The sequence below is a fragment of the Enteractinococcus fodinae genome (assembly GCF_031458395.1).
In the GTDB taxonomy this organism is placed as follows: Bacteria; Actinomycetota; Actinomycetes; order Actinomycetales; family Micrococcaceae; genus Yaniella; species Yaniella fodinae.
The window spans coordinates 910,266-935,175 of sequence record NZ_JAVDYJ010000001.1 but is presented as its reverse complement, the minus strand read 5'-3'; the positions used below and the strand labels follow the sequence as shown (position 1 = coordinate 935,175).

The window sequence follows — 24,910 nt, the reverse complement described above, 5'->3', positions numbered from 1 at the left end:
ACCGAGACTATGGCCCACCCTTCCGTTTCCGCTCCGCCGAAAGCCCTCAGCTTGGGCTTGATGTTTGTTGCAGTGCTGGCGCTGGCACTCAATCTGCGAGCCGCCGCGAGCTCTGTGGGTCCTTTGCTGGCCGAAATCGATCAGGGCATGGACATCGGTGGCCCAGCCCTTGGGCTGCTGACCTCCCTGCCGGGATTCATCTTCGGCATCCTGGGGCTGTTTGCGGTGCGCATCGGAAAACAGTTCGGCATCTCAGCGACTCTATTGTTAGCTGCAGGGGCGTTGGTCTTCGGCATCGGGCTGCGCGCCTGGGTAGATAACTCCTGGCTGTTCTTAGCGTTATCTATCATTGGGCTGACGGGAATCGCTGTCGCCAACGTCCTGATGCCGGCATGGATCAAGATCCACGGCAGAAGCCACACCGTAGCGCTGTTGACAGTGTATTCGGTGTGCGTGGTAGCAGCCGGGGCACTTGGAGCAGCATTTACCGCTCCCCTTGCCCAATACGTCTCGCAGGTCATCGACCCCGATATCGGGTGGCGGGCCGCCCTGTCGTTCTGGGGTCTGTTAGCGATTGTTCCGGTTGTCCTGTGGTGGGTGGTCACCAAGCGAGTCGGTTACGATTACCCGGCCTCGGCCACCCCGGCTAGGGTGCCCAAGAAAATGTTCCGCTCCCCTGCCGCCTGGGCCATGACGGCATTTTTCGCGCTGCAATCCACCCAGGTGTATGTGCAGTTCGGTTGGCTCCCCCAGATGTACCGTGACGCCGGAGTCAGTGCGAACGAAGCTGGCCTGCTCTTGGCTACCACGGCGATCATCGGCTTGGTGGGCAGCATTATTATGCCCACGGTGGTGGACCGTGCCAAACACCTGTGGGTGTGGCCGGTCGTCTTCGGAGCGCTCAGTGCGGTGGGCTATGTGGGACTATTGGTCTGGCCCGCCCAGGGACGGTGGCTGTGGGCGGTTGCGTTGGGTATCGGTGGGATGGCATTTGCTACGGCAATCGCGCTGATACCCGCTCGCAGTGTGGATCACGAAATCACCGCTCGCCTGTCCGGGTTTGTGCAACCGGTGGGCTATATTCTTGCCGGCCTCGGGCCCATGCTGGTGGGCATGTTGTATGCCGCAGCGCAGAGTTGGACTACCAGTCTGGTAGTGCTGCTCGTGCTTGCATTGTTGATGGCCACTGCGGGGGCGCTGGCAGCACGCGATGTGAAAGTCGATGACCAGCTTTAGTTGATCTCGGCCTCATCCAAGACGGCTGTGTCTTGGTGGACTTGTCCATCGGGGCTCTGCCACACGACCTCGACTTCTTCGCCGGGATTCATGTCGCGCACATACCGTGAAATAAAGGACGAATTGACGACCTCCTGGCCATCAATTTCGACGATGACATCGTCGGGTTGAATCCCGATATCTGCCGCAGCGGAGTCCGTGCTGACCTCAATGACGCGGGCCCCGGCGCCTTCTTCGGAAGACACGACGATGCCCAGCGCTCCCCCGGCACCGATGACCACATCTCCAGAATCATCACCGGCCAAGACCTGTTCAACGACTTCTAAGGCGGACACGATCGGTACGGCATACCCGAATGCTTCATCGCTGTTGGTGGTGTTCTGACTAGCCGCGGTCGACACCCCGATCACCTGACCGTTTGCATCCACGGTGGGACCGCCGGAATAACCGGGCACAATGTCCGAGGTGATCATCAAAAGGCCGTCGAGCCATTGTGGTGGCGAACCGGGTTCTGGGGGTTCGATGTGAATCGTTTCATCGGTGGCATAGATCTCCCCCACCACGGAGGTGAGGTAGCCTTGGCCACCGGCATTGCCCACGCCGGCGACGGTGTCACCGACGCTGACCTCGTCGGGATTAATCGAGGTGACCTGGAGTGGTTCATCCGTGTCAATTTGGAGGACCGCAATATCTCGACTGGCGTCGCGACCCAGCACGGTCGCGGAGTAGGTCTCATTGGTGTCGGCCATGGTGATGGACACTGACATCGAGGACTCCACGACGTGATAGTTAGTGATGGCCAACCCGTCGGAACTGACCACCATGCCGGTGCCGAATCCTAAGTATTGATACACCTGGGTGTCGACCATGAAAATGCCCGGGGCGTCGGGGACTTCTTGACCGGGGTCTAACCCTGGTCCGGTGTGTTGGCCGCCGGCTTCCCAGTCCACGGTAATGCCCTCATGAACGTGGTCGAGCTGTTCGATCAGGTCCTGGGCCGCATTGTCGGTTTCCGGCACGACTTCAGGAGGTGGATCATTTGGGGCGGACGAGAAGAATTCTTCAAAACTTGCGCTGTCGTCATCCCAGTCGAAGACCAGGGAGAGAAATCCCAGCAGCAAGATCGCAAAACCCACCAGTCCGGCGCCGGTGATGAGTACTTGGAGCGGTCCGCGACGTTTGCGCGGCGGCTCGAAATAATGGTCCGGGCCGGTGTAGTCACCGCTGAAATACGGGATGGGCCGGGTCTCATCGCGCGGGTCGTGGCCGGTGTAGACCCAGCGCGGGTCGTGTCTGGGATCGGTGGGGTGGTACACCGGACCGTGAGCTTGGTTCCGGTACGGGCCCTCGCCGAATCCCTGGGTGTTATAGGGGCGGTATGGTTCCTGCTCGCCCGGACCGTATGGTGACGGTCCGGGCGGTGGCGGAGGTGGTCCAGCAGCGCCGTAATGCCGAGGGTACGGCTGATCAGGCCGACGGTCGTCCGATGACGACGGCTGATCTGAAGACGGGGGCTGCTGGTTCACGGGTGTTTGCTACTAGGTTAGGCACCTAGGTGCTCTACGACCGCGTCGTAGTCTGGTTCGGAGGTGATTTCATCGACGAGTTGCGTGTAAGTAACTTCGCCCTGGGGGTTGATCACGATAACTTTTCGAGCCAACAGCCCTGCCATTGGTGAATCTTTGAGTTGCACACCGTAGTCATCGCCGAAGCTGGAGCGGAAAGCGGAGGCTGTATGGGCGCGTTCGATGCCCTCTGCCCCGCAGAACCGCGCTTGCGCGAAGGGCAGATCCATTGAGACATTCAGGACCACAGTGTTGTCTAGATTTGCGGCGCGTTCGTTGAATTCACGAACGCTTGCGGCACATACGCCGGTATCCAGGGAGGGGAAGATGTTCAGCAGAACCCATTGACCTCGGTAATCCGATAGGGAGATGTCTGAGAGGTCAGTGCCGACCAGAGTGAAGTCTGGAGCTTGGGAGCCAACCGCTGGGGTCTCGCCGACGGTGTTTGCTGTCTTGCCTTTAAATTGTGTTGTAACCATGTCTCTACTGTAGGTGGCTGAAGCGGCTTTTATCGACGACTGTCTGACGCGGTGTGCAAATTGCGCGATTTCTGCACATAATGCTCTGCGGGTTCGGGCAGCCCGAACGTCCGGTCGAAACACCAGGCATAGATAGCGGTGTAGATCAGGAAAAACACCAACAGGAGCGCTTCCAAAAGGAACGCCTCCCACAGGCTGATGCCCAAAACCCAGGCGATCGCAGGGATGAGCATCAGGATGAGTCCGCCTTCGAAACACACTGCGTGCGCGACGCGCATGTACCACGGGCGATCGGTCACCCCGATGCGTCGTTCGAAGGCTTCGAAGAGCCAGTTGAAGATCAGATTCCAGGTCAGGGCCACGGTCGAGGAGATGACACCCACAACAAACGCTGGACCAGAGTCGTTCCCCAGCACGGCAAGGATAACGGTGGTGAATCCGATGGCGAGGATTTCGAAAATCACCGCGTAGGTGATCCGTCGTGCCAGCGGAGAAGGAAAAATGCGTCGCCCGATAAGAGCATCGCGGCCGCCTGGTCCTTTCGGAACGACAGGGATGCTCGAGGAATCTTCTTGTTGCGTGGTCACGACGTTAGGCTATCAAAGCCCGCTTCGGTTGGCTGGTCCGCTCGTCGTGGGCGCAATATTAGTCGTGTTACTCGTCGTAGCGGCCAGCAATATAGTAGTCGATCGTCTCGGTGAAAATTTTGGGCTGTTCGGAATGCACCCAGTGGCTGGCGTCGCGGATTTGTATCTTACGGGTCATAGGGAACAGTTTGCGCATCTCAACGGTTGCTTCATCGTTGATGTAATCTGAGTTTTCGCCCTTAATCCACAACACCGGGTGATCTTCGAACATCTCGTCCACGTCAGGGAACCCCACAATGGTGGGTAACGCGTTATAGAGCATCTGCAGGTTTGGTTGCCAGGTAAATCCGCCGTCGTCATTCCGAACCAAGTTTTGAAGCAGAAATCCACGCACCCCGGCGTTGTCGATGTCAGTTTTGAGTTTGGCGTGGGCCTCGCGTCGGGAGCTGATGTCGGTCAGGTCAAGCTCGAGTAAGGTACCCAGCAGGTGTTCGAACTCGCTCGTTGACGAGTCCAGCGGGGCGATATCTTCGATGATGAGGCCGGCTAAGAGCTCGGGATGTCGTAGCGCCAGCAGCATTGCGACTTTGCCACCCAGCGAATGTCCCAGGACCACGGCGGGTTCGTCCTTACAGAAGTCGCGTCGGAGCTCGTCTGCCACCAGATCGGCGATTTCGAAGTAATCAAAGGTCTCAGTCCAGCAAGACGCTCCGTGGTTGGGCAGATCTACCAGCAGCGAGGTGGTCGTGTCCGTCAGGCCGCGAGCGATCGTGGTGAAGTTTTTGCCTCGGCCCATCAGACCGTGGAGAAACACGACGCGTCGCGGGCCACCTTCGATGACTTCAGTATGGATACGGGCATCTGACTCCGAACAATTTTGCATGCCCTCTACCTTAGTGACTGGCTTTTCGCTTAGCAGTAATCGGCGGTCCCGCTACGAACCAGCAAGAGCTAACCGTGATGAGCCGAAACCTAGTCTGTGGTTGGCGGGGCCACCGGGTTCGGGGGTAACCGCTGGGCTTGGGCTTTTTTATTGCGCGAACTGTTAACTACGCCCATAATAAATAATCCGGCTGCTAGCAGCATGCTGCCCAATCCGATGAGTACCCCTTTGATGGCCGTATCACCCATGGGGTTAGCCGTGCCGTCACTGAGGAGCCCGTAGTCCTGACAGGTCACCAGATAGGTCCCGCTGCGGGCTTCAAAGTGGGTGTATATCACGTGATCGACATCGGAGAGTTCACCATCGAAACGGTCACGCTGGCTTGCTCCGAGTTCTTGAGTGGAGGTGTTGGTCGCAACCGGATCACCATGGGGGTCGATGATGGCGCACTGCTGGTTGAGTTCTGCCACCGATGGGGCCTGGGTGTCTTGCGAAAAAGACACGATGGCGTATTTGGCGTCCTCCAACTCAACCGCGGTGGTTTGCGGACCGACTTCCTCCCCGGTGTCAAAAATATCAACATATGCTTCGGAGACTTCGTCAAAAGGATTCATGATCCCCGAGACCGTCAGCCAAATTGCGGTCACCAAACCCACGGCGCCGACGGCAATGCTGGCCAGCAGATAGCCCGCGACAGGGCGCCGAGCAGAACGAAGCGACGGGACGTGAGTCGTTGGCGTCATGAATTTGGCCGATACTGTCCCGGCGGGGCGTGGTGATACGACACGGCACTCCTTGCGTTGGTCAATATTGTCATTGTGCCAGATCTCCGGGAGCTGGCAAATCAGCCACCAAAGCGCTCGCGTTGATCTTGTGTCATGTCAATTGCGGTATGGGAGGCAGTGGTGTGGGTCATTACACTGTGCACAAACGAACGCGACACACGGAGGAGAGCTCATGACTGAGTCGTCCAAGTACGTATTTGAATCTCAAGACACTGTCTCACGTGACGAGCTGGCCGAACTGTTCGAGACACTGGCGCAACGCATCCGTTCTGGCAGCGTCACCCTCGTGACTCAGCAAGTTGACGTGCAGCTTCCTGATGCTCTGAAGTTGAAGTTACAGGTTGAACACAGTGTGAAACGCTCGGATACCCGGCGCGAGCTCGAGCTAGAGATGGGCTGGGATGTGCACGACGATGGCACTCCGGTAGCCCAGCAATCGCCGAAGCGAGGGTTCACCATTCCCTAGGAATCGCAGAGCATCAGCGGGCAGCGAACCAGTCTGGAGCGTTGGCACCAAATTCATGACTCGGCAGGTTTTGGCACCCATATCCAGCCCTCCGTACGGGCGATATCTTGCAGGTGCGCTGGTGGACCTTCGCATTGACCTCGAAAGATCTGATAGCGAACTAACGCAGAGATGACCGCATCAAGTGCGTCGTCTTCGGCTAGTGCCAGCGCGTCAAAACCATTCCAATCCAACTGGTCAAAACGCGCCGAAAGGGCCTTGATAACCTCTGCTCGGACTGCTTGGTGTTTGCGCCCTTTGTAGCCTCTGTGGGGAATGCCCCAGCGATACAATGCCGCCGCTGGATATACTTCGGCGATAGCTCCGCTGCCGTCTCGGCTGACATCCACTCCCTGGTCCCGTAGCCGAGCCTCGATACCAGCCCAGCGGAAGGCCGGATAGGCAATCAGGTTGGCGGAGACACTGAGCGGGGTCAGCCCGGTACGACGGTGCAGATCGATGTCCGTGGTTCGCAGCGCCAGGGTGCGCCGCCATGCACCGCCGGTATCATCTGGTGTGACCAGAGCCTGGTTGCCGTGGTGGTGAATAAAGTCGATGAACGCTTTGGGCCACCCAACCGGAACATCCACCCCGGTGCCTTCTGCGGTGGTAACCGCATGGATAATCTGCTCATCGGTAACACCCACGGCGAGCGCTTCTACCCTGATTGATGAATCGTTGGTCGCTACGGTAGCCAAGCCGGTGAATTTCGCTTCAGCCGCCAGGTCTATCCCATAAAATCGCATATTGGCTAGCGTATCCGGCTGGCCAGTAGTTGGAGGGTTTCTAGCCGTCAGCCGCCTATCCAAGGGCTGTAGCGCGAATCAGTCTCGGCACAGGTGGCCCCGTCTCGACTTCTTCCTACTTGAAAACTGCGTGGCTCAACGCGCTCATAAACACCGCGACCGGGACGCAGTGGTTTACGTGAACAATGTGAAACTGCCCGGAATTCAACGTCTTGTCAAGCCAATCAATGCAGACCAAGAATGATGCTGTCATCGACCTTCCGTAGGCTTAACCCCGCACTTATCAGTGAGTATTGTCGATCTCACAGCACCATATGCTAACCATAACAACCAACTCCGAAAGTTTGATTCCCATCTATTAGCGACTCTATGGTTGCGAGAGAGCAGATGCCGTCACCCTCGGTGTTTTCCTTGCACGACTCTGCTCGTTGTCGCTCACCGATCCCTTGCACTTCGACGAGAGGAACATCATGGCTGATGCCGTGGGGTCTAGTACTACCCCTACTGAACCATCCCAAGAATCGAACAAACTCGACTACTCGCGGGAAAAATCGAAATACTCGCCGGTGAACAAGCCAGTTTTCATTACCTCGGCGGTACTGATTGTGGCTTTTGTCATCTGGGCGTGGTTATGGCCTGGCCAGGCTGAGACTGTCATTTTCGGCACGATGGACTGGGTAGCCACCAATCTTGGGTGGTACTACGTGTTGACGGTGACCATCGTCGTGGTGTTCGTCCTCGTGGTGGCCCTGACCAAAGTCGGGCGGGTCAGGATGGGCCCCGACCATTCAAAACCCCGGTTCAATATCTTTACGTGGGCCTCGATGCTTTTTGCCGCGGGGATCGGCGTCGACCTGATGTTCTTTGGCATTTCCGGTCCAGCCACCAACTATCTGACACCTCCGGAAGGTACCCCCGGGTCAGATGAAGCCGCCCGGATGGCACCATTGTGGACGATGTTCCACTACGGGATCCCTGGGTGGGCACTCTATGCCCTGATGGGGATGGGTATTGGGCTGTTTGCCTACCGGTACCACCTGCCCTTGAGCATTCGATCTGCACTGGCACCAATTTTCGGCAAACGGATCAAAGGCGTCCCGGGCCACGCAGTAGATGTCGCGGCCGTGTTGGGCACCATTTTTGGTATCGCAGTGTCCCTGGGCATTGGGGTGGTCTTCCTGAACTATGGTCTGGCGTATATCTTCGGGGTCCCGCAGAGCACCGCGGTCCAAATCGCGTTGATGGGTATAGCCGTGGGTATCACGATCATCTCCACGGTAACCGGTGTGGATAAAGGCATTCGTCGCCTCTCAGAGCTCAACGTCATTCTGGCGGTCGCGTTGATGATTTGGGTCGTGGTGTCCGGTAACACCGCCCAGCTGTTGAATCAGTTGGTCCAAAACATTGGCGATTTCTTCTCCCGGTTCCCCTCCATGCTGATGAACACCTTCGGCTATACCGAGGGCACGCCAGAGTACCCGGCGTCCGACTGGCTGCAGGACTGGACCTTATTCTTCTGGGCCTGGTGGATCGCCTGGGCAGCATTCGTGGGGCTATTTCTTGCCCGCATCTCGCGCGGCCGTACGCTGCGCGAGTTTGTGCTAGGTGTGCTGCTGATTCCGTTCAGCTTTATCTTGCTCTGGGTCTCCATTTTTGGAAACGGTTCACTGGCCTTCTTCCGCGCAGGGGACGAAGAGTTCCTCAATACCGCCGTCACCAACCCCGAATCTGGGTTCTATACCCTGCTAACGCAATACCCCGCGGCGACCTTTAGTATCGGTCTGGCGGTTCTGACCGGGCTGTTGTTCTACGTCACCTCGGCAGACTCCGGGTCACTGGTCATGGCCAACCTGACGTCCAAGCCATCCGTCAAAGATTCCGACGGGGCACCCTGGCTGCGGATTTTCTGGGCTGTGGTTACCGGTGCACTGACTCTAGCCATGTTGTTCATTGACGGGGTCTATACCCTCCAGGCTGCCACGGTGATCATTGGGCTACCGTTTTCGATAGTGATCTATCTGATGATGATCAGCCTGTTCAAGGTGTTGCGCACCGAGCGACAAAGTGTCGACTCGAAGAGGGCCACCATGCCCGGGGTGCTGACCAGCATTCGGGCTACCTCGGGGCGCCCCTCCTCAACGTGGCGACAGCGCTTAGCACGCCGCATGTCATGGGCCTCCGCCGAGCAGGCGCGTGAGTTCATGAACACCGTAGCGATCCCAGCGGTTGAAGAAGTCGCTGAGGAACTGCGGCAACTCGGCGCCGATGTCACCTGCCATCGGGGCGAACACCCGGACTACCCCATCCCATACGTGGATCTCGTGGTGGAATTCCCGGAGCAAGATGAATTCAAGTACCAGCCCTATCCGGTGGCGTACAACGTGCCCAACTACGCGGCCAACCTTGCGGCTGTCGAAGAAGTCTTCTTTAAAGTCGAAATCTTCAACCTCACAGGTTCCCAGGGCCGCGACATTATGGGATATACCAAAGAGCAGGTCATCTCCGACATCCTGGATGCCTACGATGCGCACATGATGTACATGTCGATGATCGGTGACAAAGGCTCACCCTCCAGCATCGTCAAGGTCGAAATTCCCGAAGAGTGGAGCGATAGCGACCAAATCGACCCCTCCACCAGTTCCCTGAAGATCATTCCGAAAACATCAACGAACCCGGACACACCGTCCGCCACAGAACAAGGAGAGTCCCAGCATGACCGCTAACTCTGTCGAAACGTTATTTATCGATGGCGCCTGGGTAGCCTCGTCTGACCATGGCACTCGAACCGTGTACTGCCCCGCCGACGGCTCTGAAGTCGGCGTGGTCTCAGAAGCAACCACTGAAGATACCGAACGAGCCATTATGGCAGCGCGCAAGGCGTTTGAATCCGGTGCATGGTCTGACCGTCCAGCGATTGAGCGCGGCGACTTCCTATTGGACGTCGCCGAAGCACTGCGCGAGCGCAAAGACGAATTCGCTCGGGCAGAATCACTGGATACCGGCAAACGCTTTGTCGAAGCCCAAGGCGATATGGAAGATATCATCGCCAGCTTCCGGCACTTCGGTAAAATCGCCGACCACTACCCTGGCCGTCTCGTCGACGCCGGCGATTCGAGTGTGGTTTCGCGTGTGGTCCACGAACCTGTGGGTGTCGTTGGGATGATCACACCGTGGAACTTCCCGCTGCTCCAAGCAGCCTGGAAAATAGCACCCGCATTGGCTGCCGGTAACTCATTTGTCATCAAGCCCGCCGAATTGACCCCACACACCACACTGCTGATGGCCGATGTGCTCGATAAGCTCGGACTGCCCGCAGGTGTAGCAAATGTGGTCCTGGGCGATGGCGGCACTGTGGGCGCGCCCTTGTCTACTCATAAAGAAATCGACCTGGTGTCATTCACCGGCGGCCTGGTGACCGGTCGCAAGATTGCCGAGTCGGCGGCCTACACGGTCAAAAATGTGGCCTTGGAACTCGGCGGAAAAAACCCCAACATTGTCTTTGCCGATGCTGATTTTGACGCAGCATTAGATAACGCACTGACCGCAGGCTTCCTTGATTCTGGCCTGGTCTGTTCCGCCGGAGTCCGGCTCATCGTGCAAGACACAATCGCCGAAAAATTTGTGGACGAGCTCGTGCGCCACGCGGGCAACATCGTGATGGGCGGCCCATTCGATGAACAGGCCGAAACCGGGCCCCTGATCTCGGCCGAGCACCGTGACAAAGTCACCGACTATGTCAATCGCGGTGTCGAAGCCGGCGCCCGCCTACGGGTCGGTGGACACTGGGGCGGCGAAGAGCACCAAGATGGCTACTTCTACGCACCCACGGTGTTAGACCAGTGCACCGCAGATAACCCAGCGGTCATTGAAGAGGGCTTCGGCCCGGTCATCACGGTGGAAACGTTCTCAACCGAGGCTGAAGCCATCGCGATCGCCAATGACACCGACTACGGTCTGGCCGGTGCCGTGTGGTCCTCAGATTCGGGCGTCACCAACCGGGTCTCCCGCAAACTGCGCCACGGTACCATCTGGATCAACGACTACCACCCGTACCTGCCACAGGCCGAATGGGGTGGCTTCAAACAGTCCGGTATCGGCCGGGAGTTGGGGATCGCTGGGCTCGAAGAATACACCATCTCCAAACATATTTATGAAAACACCGAGCCGGCCGTTTCCGGTTGGTTCCCACGCAAAGACGCGTTCTAGCACCCGCAGGAATGGAGTACAACGTGACAACAACGAATTACGATTATGTGGTGGTCGGTGGCGGTTCCGCCGGAGCAGTCGTGGCAGCTCGGCTCAGTGAAGACCCCAACGTAACGGTTGCCTTGCTTGAAGCTGGCCCCACCGATGTCGATAAGCCCGAGGTGCTACAGCTCAACCGGTGGCCTGAGCTACTAGAATCCGGCATGGACTGGGACTATACGATCGAAGAGCAAGAAAAAGGCAACTCTTTCATGCGTCATGCTCGGGCGAAAGTGCTGGGCGGTTGCTCCTCACATAACTCGTGTATCGCTTTCCACCCGCCAGCAGAGGACATGGATCTGTGGGAAGAAATGGGCGCCGAAGGATGGAACGCCGAAACCATGCTGCCGTTACTCAAGCGGCTCGAAACCAATGACAACACCGGTGAACACAACGGCACCGACGGTCCGGTAGAAATCATGAATGTGCCACCAACCGACCCCCTGGGTGGTGCGCTCTTGGAAGCCTGCGAACAACAGGGCATTCCGAAAGTGCAGTTCAACCAGGGCACCACGGTGGTCAACGGTGCTGGATTCTTTCAGATCAACTCGAAAAAAGATGGCACGCGCGCCTCATCATCGGTGTCGTATCTGCACCCCATTATGGATCGCGAGAATCTCGATATCCTGACCGATCACTGGGTGACCCGCATCCTGTTTGACGAGGACAACCGTGCCACCGGTGTGGAATATCTCGCCAATGCGTTTAGTCGCACGGCCACGCTGCACGCCAACCGGGAGGTCATCGTATCGGCCGGAGCCATCGATACGCCAAAACTGCTGATGCTATCCGGTATTGGTCCGGCAGACCACCTCAACGAAGTCGGCGTCGAAGTCCGGGTTGACTCCCCCGGTGTCGGTTCCAACCTGCAGGACCACCCAGAGGCCGTCATTTCCTGGGCGTCGAAGGTTGAAATGACCCGCGAAGCGACTCAGTGGTGGGAAATTGGGATCTTCTCCCCGACCGAAGACGGTTTGGACCTGCCGGATCTGATGATGCACTACGGTTCAGTACCGTTTTCGATGCACACCCGTCGCCACGGGTACCCGCACGAAGATGAGTCCTTTGCCCTGACCCCGAATGTCACGCACGCAAAGTCGCGTGGCACTGTGCGGTTACGCTCCCGGGACTACGCAGATAAACCGAAGGTCGATCCACGGTACTTCACGGACCCCGAGGGCCATGACATGCGGGTGGCGATTGCCGGTATTAGATTGGCTCGCGAGATTGTTGCCCAAGAACCGATGGCAGAATTCGCCGACCGGGAGTTATTCCCAGGCAAAGAGGCTCAGTCGGACGAAGAGCTGGCCGAGTACATCTCCAAGACGCACAACACTGTCTACCACCCGGCTGGCAGCTGCCGGATGGGCGCAGTCGATGACGACATGTCCCCGTTGGATCCTCAACTGCGGGTCAAAGGAACCAAGGGACTTCGCGTTGTTGACGCTTCAGCGATGCCGCAGCTGACCGCCGTGAACCCCAACATCACTGTGATGCTCATGGGTGAACGGGCAGCCGAACTCATCGCAGCCGACCAGTAACCTGCGCTACGCAAGCTGCACGCCGCGGATTCGTGAACCGAAGGGTTCAGGAATCCGCGGCGTTTGTGGTTTGAAAGGCCTGTTGGACGCGACGCTGCAGAGTTTCCCACTGCACTTTGGGGTTCAGATCCATCGACAGCGTGTGAATCTCCGCCACCGGTTTGCCGTCGACTTCTTTGACGTGTTGGACCATCGAGCCGGGTAATAAATTCATCAGGAGCAACGACAGTTGTTGCGCCGGACCGTCGGGTAGCGTCACATCCACATCCACGATCGCCGGGGCGATGTCCACTGTGGGCCACACAGCGCGTCTGGCGACATCTACCCCACCGATGACTGACTGCTGGAGAAACCAGCCGACCAGGACGATGGTGCCCCAGATGCGGGCGGGCCAGCGGCGCACACTTGGATCGGCCGGGGGCAGCAGCGCCAGACTCAGGGCGGTGGCTGCCGCCGCCGCGACGACGCCGTAGGCAAAGTTTGCGGGATCAGCTCCCGAGAGCGCTAGCCACACCAGCCCCAACGCGACAAAGCGGAGCGCTGCACCGATAACCCATTTCATCGTGTGCCTCCTGCAACCATCAGACTGACCACGACCACCACAGTGAGCACCACCACGGCCACGGTGCCAAATCTCGGCCAGGGCCGTTGGCTCGTTTCGACCCGGTCGGTGCCGTTGCGGAGACGTTCGGCCAGAACAGTACCGGCCCGGGCCGTGCCCTGACCAAAGCGTGTGGTCCCGTGGTGGATGCGATCCAGGGCGTGTCCACCATCCGAGGCGATGCGGCGCACTGCGACCTCTTCGACCACGACGAGATCGCCCGCCGGGATCAGCGGGTATTGCCGTGTGCTGGCGGGAATCCAGCCGGCCCGGTAAGCCAGCCAGCACCCGGCCCCGACAACCAGTCCCAGCAGGATGGGCCAGGTGGAGTCCCACACGGTGGTCAGATCAGTCCATTCGGGCAGATGCAAAGGCGACCAGAAGGCGGCGATCAGCCAGGGCACGACGATGCCCGTCAAACACACCACTAGCCAGGCCAGCAATTCGCCATCAATTCTGGAGTGTTGTTCGCGTTCGTCGCCCAGCACGACCCACAAGAATCGCAGCAGTAACAGGGTGGATCCGGTCGCGACGAAGGGTAGCAAGTAATAGAGATCAACGCCGGCGAGGGTCAGACCTTCAACGGCTTCTTTCGACACGTACTTCCCAATCCCGCCCGAGGTAATGGGCGCCCCGGCAACGGCCAAGCCGGCTCCCACCATGCCGATGGTTACCACAACACCCGCTGCGCCTCGCCCGTAGTGTTTAATGACGGGCACGCCTAAGAACAATGCCCCTTTGGCCAGACCGTGATGGACCGCGTAGAGCACGGCTGCGACGATCGTGTCTTGGGCCAGATCACCATCGAGCAGGCCTGCGGCAATCAGTGCGCCGATGAAACCCATCTGCGAGATGGTCGAGTAGGCCAGGATCGTTTTGGCGTCGCGTTGCAGCACGCCGATGGCCACGACCGCAAATGCCCCGAGTAAGGACAGCACCATCAGGACGGTGCCGAATAACTCGATGGTGGGGTCGAGCTCGGCGCCGGCCTCTTGTAATGGGAAAAACCGCAGAAATCCGACCATGCCGGCTTTGACCATCGCACCGGACAGTACAGCTGAGGCGGCCGGGGGTGCGGCCGGATGGGCCAGTGGCAACCAGACGTGCAGGGGTACGGTTCCGGCTTTAATGCCAAAACCGATCAGCAATAACGTCAGGATCAGTCCGGTGCGGGGCGAATCCAACACCGCGTCCGGTGCATCGGTGAGGAGTTTGCCACCGGCCTGCACGGTGAAGATCAGCCCGGCCAGCAGCGCGGTTTCTGAGATCACGGTCATGACCAGATAGATTCTGGTGGCCCGGTACGCCGCCCCAGTCCGATAGTGGACGACCAGTCCGGCCGCTGAAAAACTCATGATCGCAAAAAACAGGTAGAAGCTGACCGAGTCAGCGGCGAGATACACGCCGATGTTGCCGATATAGCTGGCCAACAGGAATGCTGTGAGGGCCCCAGAGACGGATTCGCTGTCGCGGATCTTCCGCCAGGACACGGCCATCAGGGCCGCGCCATAGAGTAATGCACCGATCAACACCAGGGACCGGGCGACATCATCAACGGCAAGTGTCACCCCGGTGAGCACCCAGTCCAGCGTCACCTGGCTACCGGATCCCCACAGGGTCATCGCCACGGCCGGCAGTGTTGCGATTGGGGCGGCTACCGAGACCGCGCGGCGAATGCGGCCTTGCATCGGGCGGGGTGCCAGACCGGCCAACGGGATCAGCGCCGCCGTCAGAGCTGGGACAAGAAGCGCGAGACTAATCCACATTGGCAAACACCCCTTCGCTGATTTGTTCGGCGATTTCTAACGGCGCGAATGGGATGCTAGCGCCAAGCCCCATAGCCAAGACAAAACCGGTGGTCGCCAGGGCCGGGAGCAGCATGGTCTTGGGTTCGGTGACGGCCTTGGGTTCGGCGTGATCGGGCTGGAAAAACCACATGCGGTAGATGATCGGCAAAAAGTACATGGAGTTCAGCAGTGAAGAAATCAACAAGATGCCCAGCACCCAGGGATTCTCTGAATCCAATGCGCCGATGCCCAAATACCATTTGGAAATAAACCCTGCCGTGGGTGGGATGCCGATCATGCCTAGCGCCCCCACGGTGAACGCGGTGGATGCCCACGGCATGCGATACCCCAGACCCCGGGTATCTTTGACGTTGTCAACGTCGACGGTTTCTTTAAACAGTCCCGCGCAGAAGAATAGTGTAATTTTCATCATGCCCTGGTGCACCAAATGGACCACTCCCCCGGTGGTGCCGGTCACCGTGGTTAGGCTCAAGCCTAGGACAACGTAGGAGACTTGCGAGACGGTCGAATAGGCAAGTCGTTCTTTGATATCGGTGTGCCGCAGGGCCTGGTAGGACCCGTAGACGATGGTCACGCTGGCAATAATCAACAGGGGTTGTAAGAGGCCCAGCTCACGTGCGGTTTGGATGCCGTAGACATCATCGACGATGCGGACGATACCGAACACACCGGCCTTGACCACGGCCACGGCATGGAGCAGCGCTGACACCGGCGCGGGTGCAACCATGGCCATGGGGAGCCAGCCGTGTAAGGGCACCAGGGCTGCTTTGACGCCGAGCCCACCGATGAGCAGGATGAAAATGAGAATGGCCACGATCGGTGACTCGGCGGCCAATACATCGACCGCTTCAGCTCCGCCGGCTTGGAAGTCAGCTTGACCTGTGTAGACGGTCAACCAGACCACACCCACCAGTAAGGCCAATCCGCCAGATAGTGTGTAGCGCAGGTAGATTCGTGCCACGCGGATGGCTTCGGGGGTGCCCCAGTGGGCCACCAGGGGGTAGGTGACCAGGCTCAGCATCTCGTAGAAGAGCAAAAAGGTCACTAGGTTACCGGAGAACGAGATCCCCACCGTGGCCGTCACACACAGGCTGAAGAATCCAAAGAAGCGACTCTGGTTGGGTTTGCCGCGTAAATACCCGATCGCATATACGGTCGTGATGAGCCACAAGACCGAGGACAGCGCGGCAAACAATAACGCTAACGGTTCGACCCGCAACACGATGTCGAGTCCGGGCACAAATGGCAGGGCTATTTGGGGGTGGACCTGTTCCACCAGGACCAGCGGGAACAGTGATGCGACCAGCCCCACCTTGACGACTGCCAAACTGATATTGACTGTGGCTCGCAGTCGATTGGCGCGCTCGGGCATCGGGAAAATTGCCATAGCTGCCCCCAGGGAGAGCAGCAGCATGATCACCGGGATGTAGGTCAACAACGTGTTGTTCACCAGCTCACCCCCACATCCAACAGGTTAAAGATCGGCGCGCCCATGAACCCGGTGACCACCGTGAGGATGCCGAGCACAAACGGGGCGGCTTGGGCGAGTTGCGAGATGTCCTCGCGGACGGGTGCGGGACGTTCGATCTCTTCGCCATCGGGGCCTTGTTGCATCAGCAACGGGGCTATGGCTTTCAGCAGGTAGGCGGCCGAGAGAAGGGTGGCGATGACGATAACGGGCAGGATCCAATAGTGTCCGGCCGCGACCGCTGCGCTGGTCAGTTGCCATTTGCCGGTAAACGACAGGGAGAAGGGCAGGCCAGCTAACCCGACGGCAGATAGCCCCATTGTCATGACCAACAGCGGATGAGACCGGGCCACCCCGTGCAACGCGTAGATTTCATCGGTGCCGTAGCGTTCCTTGAAGTAGCCGGCGGTCAGAAAGAGGCCAGCTTTGGCCAGCCCGTGACCTACGATCAGCCCGATGGTGCCCGCGAGCGCACCGGATTTGACGCCGGCATCGTCCAGGAAGGTGATGGCCGGATCGGCCAAGGAGTCCCCTTCGGGGATGACCAGGATGGGCAGCAATAAAAACCAGTAGCCAACTTGGGCGACGGTGGAATAGGCGATCAGCGGTTTCAAATGGGTCTGGCGCAGCGCCATGATCGCACCGATCACCAAGGCAAGGACTCCCAAGATCGCAAACACCCAGGCCAAGATGGTGACGGCGGTGTCGAAGTCGAAGGATTCCGCGGGGTTGCCGGCCATCACGATGGGGATAGCGATCCAGCCCCAGCAGCGCAGGAAGACAAACAGCGCGGCTTTGATCACCAAGGCGCTGAGCAGCGGGGAGACTGCCGAGGGTGCACCAGAGTGTGCCGGGACCAGCCAGTGGTGCATCGGAAACAGTGCGACTTTCATTGCCAGGCCCAGGCTGAGCAGGATGAGGGCGATGAATGCCACGCCGTGGTTGTGTGGGTTTTCGATCAGCGCACCGGCGGCCTGGTTCATGTCCAGGGTCCCGGTGACGGAGACGATCAGTCCCACGGCCACCAGGAAAAACAGGGAGCCGAGCACGGCGATAAATAAGTAGCGTAGTGCCGCGGCCCAAGATCCTGAGCCTCCCAGGGCGACCAGTCCCACGGCGGTCAGTCCCACCAGTTCAAGTCCCACATAGCTATTGAATAGATCCCCGGAGACGAATACGGCATTCAGTCCCGCCCAAGCACCGAAGGCTAGCGGCCAGAATCCGGGGTGGCCGGTGATTTCGTTGTGTTCGGCATCGGTTCGGGTGCCGGTGGATGAGTCGATGCGTGCGGCAAAAAAGATCACGCACAGCCCGACTGCTGCCGTCAGGGCAATGAATATCGCTGACATGCCGTCGGCTCGTAGCCTGATTCCTAACGGGGCTTCGTAACCGCCCAAGGCCAGCTCCAGGACCTCTCCGGTGGCGACCTCTGCGATGACCGGTACCGTCAGGGCGGTCACCGCCAACGCTGCAACCACCCCGGCGATCCGGCGGGCCAGGGTGGGCAGCACAGCCAGGATGGCCGCGACCAACAGGGGCAGCAGGACCAGGGCTCCGAGACTGATATCGACAAGGCTCATGACGAGGCCTGCCCATCGTCAATGTCCGGGTGGTCTTCCAGGCGACGGATCAACACAGCGGCAACGCTGGTAAAAGCAGCGGTGATGACCAGTCCGGTAATCACCAGCGCTGAGATCACCGGGTCGATGGGAGTCGACCGGGCGGCTAGTGCCATCAGCACCATCAGTGAACCAGTCCCGGTGACGTTGAGGGCAATGAGGCGGGCGATGAGGTCCTGGACCATCAGCAGCCGTAACGCTCCGGTGGTCACCACAACAATGCCGAGACATAAATACCAGGTGGCTATGCTCATGTGTCGGCCTCCCGGTGGGTTTCGGGGACCGGGGCGGAGGCGACGGACCGGTACGAGGCGGCTAAATACAGCATGAACAGACCGATGGCGATGCCGATGGTCAGGGTGGTCTCGATGGTCAGGATGATGGCGTAACCGCCCACGGTTGGCCAGCTAAACCAGGTGGCGCCCCAGCCCAGTCCCAGACCTGCTGCCAATGTAAAGACGACCACCCCGATGATGGCCAGCGGTGTTAACCAGTGGCGCACGAGATGATCGAGGCGTGCCCCGGTGAGCTGAATCATAATGAGCATCCCGGCTAAGACCGCACCGGATTGGAACGCTCCACCGGGTTGAGTGGTACCGGCAAAGAGCAGCCAGATTCCGACAAGCAATAGCAGGGGCACGATCAACCGGTAGGCCCAACTGAAATCTAGGGCCCTGGCGGGTTGGAGGAAGGTTTGGTGGGTGGCGGCCAGCTGGTCGAAGTTGTCATGGGGCATCAATGCCCGGGCGATAATGGCGCCAAACATCAACACGGCGGTTTCTAGCAGCGTGTCATAGGCTCGAAATGCCAACAGCACCCCGGTGATGCCATGGTCAACCGGCAGCGCGTTCATTGCCGGTGTCAGCAGGGCTTCCCATTGGGGTAGTCGTTGTTCGGCGCGTAACCACACACTGGCAATCACTACGACCAGCACTGCCCCGCTGAGCAAAGCCACGACCACACTGACCCACAGTGGCACGTTGTCGCGCTGCTGTTGAGCTTGAAGTTGGTGGGCGGAATGTGCACTGGGCGCGGCCGCCAGGATGACCAAGACTGCGCTGAGGATTCCACTGCCCAAAGCTGCTTCGGCCAGCCCGACATCGACACTGCCCAACCGTAACCACACCAGGCTCACCACCACGCCGAGACCAAGAAAAGCTAACACCTGGGCTTTGCGGGCGCGTTGGAACAGCGTCATCCCGACGATGAGCAACACCGCTAGGGCTAAGGCAAGGTCGATAAGTGTGACGGTCTGGGTCATTGACTATCACCGACCGCAGGATCGATGTGGCGCTCACTTGATGCCAGCACCCGGGCCGCCAAGGATGCAGATATCAACGCTAGTAACCACGTCAGCAGCAGGATCAGAGCTACTGACCAACTGGCTAGATGGATGGCGATACCGGCAAAGAGCATGCCCAGCCCGAGATTATCGGCTTTGGTGAGTGCGTGTAATTGGCTGCGAATATCTGGGAAACGCAGCAGGCCGATGGTGCCTGCGGTAAAAAATATCCCGCCTGCGATCAGCAGTGCGGCGACCAGGATGTCAAGGAGCATGGTCACCGTCCTGGCCTGCGGTGTTTCGGCTGAGCATCATGCGCATCACAACCGGCAGGGAAGCCAGTCCCATCAGAATCAGGCTGAGATCCACGAACCGGGCCGGTTGGTCTGAAACCGAAATCGCAACCAGCGCCGCGACTGCCGCACCCGTAGTACCCGTCAATAACAGGGCCAGTAACCAACTGTTATCTTTACTCCGGCGACCCAGCACAACCATGGCGGTCACGAGGTTGAACAGCAGTACGATGCAGATCACCATCATGACGATCTCAAGCACAGTACTGCCTCCTGACACGCTTTTCAGTCTGGGTGGTCAGTTACATCTTCACGGCATCCGCCGCGCGTCGTCTAGCACTGACCGCCGCATATACGGGATCATTCAACGATTTAACTGTTAAGGATGGCTGACGACTTTTCAAGCACGACCAGCTGTTTCCACCCTCGTCGAAATTGCCCAAGGTCAAATCCCTCTGGGTGTGTTACCGCACCGCATAACGCCGTGGGATAATAATTCCGCATGTCAGAGTCGGGAAACCTGCCGGGGCGGTACGACGGACACTAATGATTCCGCAGCGAGCCGTCTGCAGCATAGTTCGTCAGTTGCGACCACAAGCTCTGAGAAACCTCCACTGCGCGCTTTGCTAACTGGAGGTCCGTCAGCCGAATCTTGCTGCCACGATCGTGGGTGAAGTGCTGGACTAGCTCGTCAATTCGGTCGGTGTATCCGGGCAGCTTCTCCGCATCTATCGCAATGATGCTCGCCCCGATGCCTTGCTTGCGCTCGCCAGCATAATACGGTGCGGCTTCATACGAGGAGTCTCCCCCGCCGAGCATGGCTAGGAACTCGACCATCAGCGCGATGTTGCCACCTTTGTATCCTCCAAAGGGCAGAAGCGTGCCTGCGAGCGCGTCGTAGGCGTTCGTGGTGGGCTGGCCATGACGGTTCAGGGCCCAACCTTCTGGGATGGCCACCTGACGTTCCGCATATTTTTGAAAATTGACCCGCGCAGTCGACGAGGATGCCTGATCAATGACGATGGCCCGGTGTTCATCCAACGGGATCCCATAGCTGAGCGGGTTGGTGCCCAGCAGGCGATCAAAACTGCCGCCCACACTCATGACCGCAGGGCTATTGGCAAACGCGATGGATACCAACTTGTGTCTGGCTAACCGGCGAGCAAAATACCCAAGCTCCCCACCGGCAAAAGCTCCGTGAATCATCAGCAGGGCAACCCCGTGACTTTGCGCGGCCTCGATCAGCGCTGTTTCACTTTGACGGTAGGCAAATTGCATGGGTCCGTGGTCAGCGTTCGTGCGGAGCATCGCGCCGGTCAATGACTGATGCTCAAGCACGGGGGTGGGGTTGATGAGACCGTTCTTGGCTGCTTGAAAGTAATAGAAGAGGTGGCTCAGGCCCACGGAGGGCTTGCCGTGCAGCTCTGCTTCGGTGGTTGAGTCGGCGAGGACCTCCGAGACAGCTTCGAGGAACCCAGCACGCTGAGTAGAGCGATATACCAGATCCCAGATCTGCTCTGCTGTCACCGTTTTCATGTCTACCCCGGTCTCAGTAGGTGTTCGCTAGGTCACAGTATACGGGTAGGTAGCCGCGGTGTGAGCTCAGAAAAACTACGTGGGGCCCTACCTGCGGACCACAAAATCCGTGAGGTCGGATTCGAGTGAGGATTTGGTCCGCCATAACGTGTCGACAAGCTTTCGACGAACCTCCCCTGAGAATCGGGTGTGCGGGACTGACACGCTTAGTCCTGCAATCGCTTTACCATGGCCATCGCGGATCGAGACCCCAACCGCGCTCACCCCGGCTTCGGTTCCTTCAACGTTGGTAGCAAAACCCCGGGCACGGACGACGGCCAGCTCATTGCGTAACGAGGTCATCCATGAGTCGTCAGGGTGGTCGGTTCGTGTCCGCTCGAAGATCGCCTCAACATGCTGCGGGTCCAGCTCAGCCAAGATGGCTTTGCCCCCGGAAGCCTTATGGGCCGGCAGCGCGACACCTTCGCGTTCACTAATTTTTGGTAGCTGCCCTTGTTCGAGGGCTTCTTCCAGCTCCGCTTGAGCCTCCCCTTCAGGCTCGACCGACGACAAAAAGCGCACCGCATCCCCAGACAACACCACAAGGTTGGAGGTTTCACCTACCCGGTCCGTTAGAGCCTCCATGTGTGTTCGAGCGCGATGGCGTAATTCAGCCGTCCACGATAATCCGGTGGGTGTTAGGCCCATTGCCGGACCGGGCACATATCGGCGTGATGCGTCTTGCTCGACATAACCGCGATACACCAGCATCGCCATCAATCGGTGCGCCGTGGAAGGAGATATGTCCAAGAGTTGCGCGGCAACGCTGATCCGGATGCGGCCAAAATCCCGAACCATTTCCATGAGCGCGAAAGCACGGTCCACCGAGGCAATGGGATACTGCGGAGGTTGCCGCAAAAGCTGTAGTTTCTGCATAGCAGAATAGTTTTGCACACACCTGTAGTGACCCTCACAATATGACTATGTCCCAGATCCCAACTGAGCCCACCGCTCCGCGCGCAAACGATGCCGCGTTCACCCCACCGGTCCCCCGCCGCCAAGCCATCATGGCCATCATCGTCTGCTGGCTCCTGGTGGTCTTCGACGGTTATGACCTCATTGTCTACGGCACTGTGCAATCGTCCCTCTTGGCTGAACCTGGCTGGGGATTGGACGCAGCTTCGCTCGGAACCGTGGGCTCCATGGCCTTTATTGGCATGATGATCGGTGCCTTGCTGGCAGGTCGCATCTCGGATGCTCTGGGACGTCGCAAGACGATTCTGGCTTGCTCGATTACTTTTTCTATCCTGACGATCGCTTGTGCTTTCGCACCCAACGCGTGGGTGTTTGGCGCACTGCGCCTGCTCGCCGGTATCGGCCTAGGCGGCCTGGTCCCATCAGCCAACGCGATGGTTGCCGAACTGGTCCCACCCAAGTGGCGTTCTTCGATCGCCACGTTGATGATGTCGGGTGTGCCCATCGGTGGTTCGCTGGCCGCCTTGCTCGGTATTCCAATCATTCCGGCCTTCGGCTGGCCCGCCATGTTCTTGGTTGCGGCTGTGGCACTGTTTGTCGTCGTACCGCTGGGTTTCAAATATCTGCCCGAAACCCTGCCATCCGAAGAAGAGCAACGCAAGGAAGCTGAAAAGAGCGGCTCCACCTCGGGCCCAACAGTCACCGGGTTCGCCTCGTTGTTGCGGGCTCCGTACTTGGGTATTTCGCTCATGTTCGCAGCCGCCACGCTGGCTACGCTCTTTGCCTGGTATGGTCTGGGTACCTGGTTGCCAAACCTGATGGAACGGGCCGGCTACGACCTGGGTTCTGCTTTGACCTTCGCGCTGTCCCTGAACCTTGGTGCTGTGATCGGCTCGATCGTGACCGCCTGGGCCGGGGATCGTTTCGGGCCGGTATCCGCCGGTGCCGCAGCTGCAGCCCTCGCCGGGGTGGCGCTGTTGGTCCTGCTGGCTTCCCCACCGGTGTGGGTGGTCTATGTTGTTCTGGTGCTTGCCGGTGTCGGTACGCACGGCACACAGTGTCTGATCATCGCGGCGGTAGCGAACCACTATCCGAACCATATGCGCGGTACAGCGCTGGGTTGGGCGTTGGGCGTTGGCCGGATTGGCGCCGTTGCAGCGCCTCAGGTTGGTGGCCTGCTGTTAGCTATGGGCTTGGGAACAAACTCCAACTTCATCGCCTTCGCCGTCGGAGCACTGGTGGCCGGGGTCCTGCTGGTCATCATTGCGCTGCGTTCGTCACGCGAGCTCCGCGTGCATAAAACTGCAGCATAAGACAGCCTGCGGGCACACGAACAACAAAATAGAATCCGACTGAACACTCGGCACCTGAGATAAATCCACGTACTGTGGTCTCATGGACATTGAGTTGTTCCCCGAGACACTGGCCACCGAAGCTTTCTTATTGGTGTGTTCCTTCGTGCTTTCGGGAATTATCGGCTTAGAACGCGAGCTCCGGCAGAAATCTGCCGGAGCTCGCACTCATATTCTGGTCGGTATGGGGTCTGCTTTATTCACCCTGGTGTCTGCTTATGGGTTTCAGCACGTGTTGGGCGATGATGTGGTGTTAGACCCCTCGCGTATTGCCGCACAAATTGTCACCGGTATCGGCTTCTTAGGCGCCGGTGTCATCTTCGTTCGGCGCAACATCATCTCGGGGCTCACGACTGCCGCTTCGGTGTGGGTCACCGCCGCCGTCGGGATGGCCTGCGGGGCTGGCATGCCCGTCATTGCCGCCCTGACCGTAGTCCTGTATGTTTTTGCGGTCACCGCCGTGACCGCTGTGATTCGTCGGCTGCCAACCCAACATCAAGCAGAGATCTATCGCATCCGATATCAAGACGGCCACGGGGTGCTACGAACCATCCTGCAAACCGCCACGAATGCCGGCTATGAAATGACGCTTTCTGAAACTCGGCGTCAGCACAGCGAGGACGGCTATATCGTCAACGCCACGATGGAATTCTCCCGAGGTAAACAACCCCCGACTGAATCCCTGCTTCAGCAGCTGAGCGAGCTGTCAGGGGTTATCGAGGTGACTTCTGAAGACCGGGACCACGACTAGTGGGAGATCCTCGGGCTCTAACACCGTAGATTCGGGATAGAAAAACGGGTGCCCTCCGAATATCGGAGAGCACCCGTTTAGGAAAAGATCAGACTAGCTGCGGTCTGCGGCTACGGTTTCGCGGTTCTTTGCGACCAAGGCTTCGAGCTCATCTAGCATGGCTTGGATCTCACCCGGGTGACGCTCTGCCGGGGTGAATTCACCGTCGGCCCAGTCGAAGAAGAGGTTGAAGTTCAGTTCTGCACGGGTCATTGGCATGGAGAAGTTTGCCAGGATCTGGCGCCATTGTTCAATCGCGCGGACTCCCCCCACGGCACCGTGGCCGATGAAGGAAACTGGTTTGCCGATCCACTCGGCAGCCAGTACGTCAACAGCGTTCTTGAAACCACCGGGCACACCGTGGTTGTATTCTGGAGTCACAAAGACGAAACCATCGAGGGCGTCAATGGTGTCGGACCAGGCCTGTACGTTGGCGTCTTCGTAGTCCTTATTGGCCATCATCGGGTGCACCGAGGTAGTCAACAGTGGCACATTGTATTCACCAAGATCGACGTACTCGTAGGTCACGTCACCATCGCGCTGGGAAGCGATATCGTATGCGTATTTCGCGACTGGTTCGGTGTTGCGTTCGGCGCGGATCGAGCCGTTGATGATACCGATCTTCATAAAGATGT

Annotated in this window: 24 protein-coding genes; 7 read left to right on the top strand and 17 right to left on the bottom strand. The window is 58.8% G+C overall.

The genetic code is table 11. The annotated features are described in order from the left end of the window. The first annotated feature begins 9 nt into the window (after nucleotides 1-9). The gene (locus tag J2S62_RS04475) at nucleotides 10-1,236 is read left to right on the top strand and encodes an MFS transporter (protein WP_310171868.1); all 1,227 of its coding nucleotides are present in this window, start codon (nucleotides 10-12) and stop codon (nucleotides 1,234-1,236) included. Here the strand turns inward: J2S62_RS04475 and J2S62_RS04470 are convergent. The 5 genes from J2S62_RS04470 to J2S62_RS04450 form a co-directional block, all read right to left on the bottom strand. Further along, on the bottom strand, nucleotides 1,233-2,762 hold the full coding sequence (locus J2S62_RS04470) for a S1C family serine protease (RefSeq protein WP_310171865.1): 1,530 nt from the start codon (nucleotides 2,760-2,762) through the stop codon (nucleotides 1,233-1,235). The genes J2S62_RS04475 and J2S62_RS04470 overlap by 4 nt on opposite strands. A 17-nt stretch (nucleotides 2,763-2,779) precedes the next feature. Continuing rightward, entirely contained in the window at nucleotides 2,780-3,280 is a 501-nt protein-coding gene (tpx, locus tag J2S62_RS04465) for a thiol peroxidase (protein WP_310171861.1), read from the bottom strand. A 29-nt stretch (nucleotides 3,281-3,309) separates the two neighbouring features. Beyond that, a complete protein-coding gene (locus J2S62_RS04460) occupies nucleotides 3,310-3,867 on the bottom strand; it encodes a PACE efflux transporter (protein WP_310171855.1) in 558 nt (185 codons plus the stop codon). A 67-nt stretch (nucleotides 3,868-3,934) separates the two neighbouring features. Beyond that, entirely contained in the window at nucleotides 3,935-4,750 is an 816-nt protein-coding gene (locus J2S62_RS04455) for an alpha/beta fold hydrolase (RefSeq protein WP_310171853.1), read from the bottom strand. An 89-nt stretch (nucleotides 4,751-4,839) separates the two neighbouring features. Further along, nucleotides 4,840-5,493, bottom strand: coding sequence for a hypothetical protein (locus J2S62_RS04450; RefSeq protein ID WP_310171851.1), 654 nt, complete (start codon nucleotides 5,491-5,493; stop codon nucleotides 4,840-4,842). A gap of 214 nt (nucleotides 5,494-5,707) precedes the next feature. Between J2S62_RS04450 and J2S62_RS04445 the strand changes: the two genes are divergently transcribed. Further along, on the top strand, nucleotides 5,708-6,001 hold the full coding sequence (locus tag J2S62_RS04445; protein WP_310171849.1) for an amphi-Trp domain-containing protein: 294 nt from the start codon (nucleotides 5,708-5,710) through the stop codon (nucleotides 5,999-6,001). 53 nt (nucleotides 6,002-6,054) lie between these two features. Here J2S62_RS04445 and J2S62_RS04440 read toward each other — a convergent pair whose 3' ends face one another. Further along, the gene (locus tag J2S62_RS04440) at nucleotides 6,055-6,786 is read right to left on the bottom strand and encodes a DUF429 domain-containing protein (RefSeq protein WP_310171847.1); all 732 of its coding nucleotides are present in this window, start codon (nucleotides 6,784-6,786) and stop codon (nucleotides 6,055-6,057) included. Nucleotides 6,787-7,256: 470 nt separating this feature from the next. Between J2S62_RS04440 and betT the strand changes: the two genes are divergently transcribed. From betT to J2S62_RS04425, 3 genes are read left to right on the top strand one after another with little or no spacing between them, the layout of a single operon-like run. Then, nucleotides 7,257-9,509, top strand: coding sequence for a choline BCCT transporter BetT (betT, locus tag J2S62_RS04435; protein WP_310171844.1), 2,253 nt, complete (start codon nucleotides 7,257-7,259; stop codon nucleotides 9,507-9,509). Next, nucleotides 9,499-10,992: an aldehyde dehydrogenase family protein gene (locus J2S62_RS04430; protein ID WP_310171842.1), complete on the top strand. Its 1,494-nt coding sequence runs from the start codon at nucleotides 9,499-9,501 to the stop codon at nucleotides 10,990-10,992. Before betT ends, J2S62_RS04430 begins: the two co-directional genes overlap by 11 nt. A gap of 23 nt (nucleotides 10,993-11,015) precedes the next feature. Beyond that, complete coding sequence (locus tag J2S62_RS04425) at nucleotides 11,016-12,572, top strand: GMC family oxidoreductase (RefSeq protein WP_407649893.1); 1,557 nt, start codon at nucleotides 11,016-11,018, stop codon at nucleotides 12,570-12,572. A gap of 46 nt (nucleotides 12,573-12,618) precedes the next feature. Here J2S62_RS04425 and J2S62_RS04420 read toward each other — a convergent pair whose 3' ends face one another. The 10 genes from J2S62_RS04420 to J2S62_RS04375 all read right to left on the bottom strand — a co-directional run bounded on the left by J2S62_RS04420 (nucleotide 12,619) and on the right by J2S62_RS04375 (nucleotide 22,094). Then, entirely contained in the window at nucleotides 12,619-13,134 is a 516-nt protein-coding gene (locus J2S62_RS04420; RefSeq protein ID WP_310171836.1) for a Na+/H+ antiporter subunit E, read from the bottom strand. Further along, the gene (locus J2S62_RS04415; protein ID WP_310171834.1) at nucleotides 13,131-14,939 is read right to left on the bottom strand and encodes a complex I subunit 5 family protein; all 1,809 of its coding nucleotides are present in this window, start codon (nucleotides 14,937-14,939) and stop codon (nucleotides 13,131-13,133) included. Before J2S62_RS04415 ends, J2S62_RS04420 begins: the two co-directional genes overlap by 4 nt. After that, a complete protein-coding gene (locus J2S62_RS04410) occupies nucleotides 14,929-16,431 on the bottom strand; it encodes a complex I subunit 5 family protein (protein WP_310171832.1) in 1,503 nt (500 codons plus the stop codon). Before J2S62_RS04410 ends, J2S62_RS04415 begins: the two co-directional genes overlap by 11 nt. Further along, complete coding sequence (locus tag J2S62_RS04405; protein WP_310171830.1) at nucleotides 16,428-18,029, bottom strand: complex I subunit 5 family protein; 1,602 nt, start codon at nucleotides 18,027-18,029, stop codon at nucleotides 16,428-16,430. Before J2S62_RS04405 ends, J2S62_RS04410 begins: the two co-directional genes overlap by 4 nt. Then, nucleotides 18,026-18,322, bottom strand: a complete 297-nt coding sequence (locus J2S62_RS04400; protein ID WP_310171828.1) for an NADH-quinone oxidoreductase subunit K — start codon at nucleotides 18,320-18,322, stop codon at nucleotides 18,026-18,028. The genes J2S62_RS04405 and J2S62_RS04400 overlap by 4 nt, the downstream gene beginning before the upstream one ends. Further along, complete coding sequence (locus tag J2S62_RS04395; RefSeq protein WP_310171826.1) at nucleotides 18,319-19,329, bottom strand: MnhB domain-containing protein; 1,011 nt, start codon at nucleotides 19,327-19,329, stop codon at nucleotides 18,319-18,321. Before J2S62_RS04395 ends, J2S62_RS04400 begins: the two co-directional genes overlap by 4 nt. Continuing rightward, nucleotides 19,326-19,625, bottom strand: coding sequence for a cation:proton antiporter (locus tag J2S62_RS04390; protein ID WP_310171824.1), 300 nt, complete (start codon nucleotides 19,623-19,625; stop codon nucleotides 19,326-19,328). The genes J2S62_RS04395 and J2S62_RS04390 overlap by 4 nt, the downstream gene beginning before the upstream one ends. Beyond that, complete coding sequence (locus J2S62_RS04385; protein ID WP_310171822.1) at nucleotides 19,615-19,923, bottom strand: hypothetical protein; 309 nt, start codon at nucleotides 19,921-19,923, stop codon at nucleotides 19,615-19,617. The genes J2S62_RS04390 and J2S62_RS04385 overlap by 11 nt, the downstream gene beginning before the upstream one ends. Nucleotides 19,924-20,186: 263 nt before the next feature. Beyond that, a complete protein-coding gene (locus tag J2S62_RS04380) occupies nucleotides 20,187-21,170 on the bottom strand; it encodes an Ldh family oxidoreductase (RefSeq protein ID WP_310171820.1) in 984 nt (327 codons plus the stop codon). A gap of 96 nt (nucleotides 21,171-21,266) precedes the next feature. Beyond that, entirely contained in the window at nucleotides 21,267-22,094 is an 828-nt protein-coding gene (locus J2S62_RS04375; RefSeq protein WP_310171817.1) for an IclR family transcriptional regulator, read from the bottom strand. Nucleotides 22,095-22,141: 47 nt separating this feature from the next. Between J2S62_RS04375 and J2S62_RS04370 the strand changes: the two genes are divergently transcribed. Continuing rightward, nucleotides 22,142-23,446, top strand: coding sequence for an MFS transporter (locus J2S62_RS04370; protein ID WP_310171815.1), 1,305 nt, complete (start codon nucleotides 22,142-22,144; stop codon nucleotides 23,444-23,446). A gap of 82 nt (nucleotides 23,447-23,528) precedes the next feature. After that, nucleotides 23,529-24,236 carry an MgtC/SapB family protein gene (locus J2S62_RS04365; RefSeq protein ID WP_310171812.1) on the top strand — a complete coding sequence of 236 codons (708 nt, stop codon included), beginning with the start codon at nucleotides 23,529-23,531 and terminating at the stop codon, nucleotides 24,234-24,236. A 93-nt stretch (nucleotides 24,237-24,329) separates the two neighbouring features. Here the strand turns inward: J2S62_RS04365 and J2S62_RS04360 are convergent, their stop codons facing one another. After that, nucleotides 24,330-24,902 carry an NADPH-dependent FMN reductase gene (locus tag J2S62_RS04360; protein WP_310171810.1) on the bottom strand — a complete coding sequence of 191 codons (573 nt, stop codon included), beginning with the start codon at nucleotides 24,900-24,902 and terminating at the stop codon, nucleotides 24,330-24,332. Between the last annotated feature and the right edge of the window lie 8 nt (nucleotides 24,903-24,910).